The organism is Bradyrhizobium sp. Kon69 (assembly GCF_055807515.1).
In genome coordinates this window covers 1-243 of sequence record NZ_JBVVOS010000531.1, presented here as the reverse complement: position 1 = coordinate 243, position 243 = coordinate 1, and the positions used below count along the sequence as shown (strand labels likewise).

Here is a 243-nt window from a genome sequence, read left to right as displayed (position 1 = left end):
AAATACCATAAAGCGTTTGATTCAACTGGCAACGGTTACGTAAATTTCAATGAGCTGAAACAAGCAGCAGGATTAGTACACAGTGATCGGTACTTTTCCGACGAAGCAAAAAGCGTCGCCAGCACACTATTGAACCGCCCGGAACTTCTTAAAAAGCTGGATATTGGTGTTGGCTTCCTGGGATTTGCAGGCAAGGAAGCCCAACGGTATGACCTGGACAATCTAAAGTATCTAACACGCAAC

The 243-nt window shown here is 44.9% G+C and carries 1 protein-coding gene; it reads left to right on the top strand.

The window, feature by feature from the left end:
* On the top strand, positions 1 to 243 hold a 243-nt coding region (locus AC0L3U_RS40050), incomplete at both ends, for a hypothetical protein (protein ID WP_473365217.1).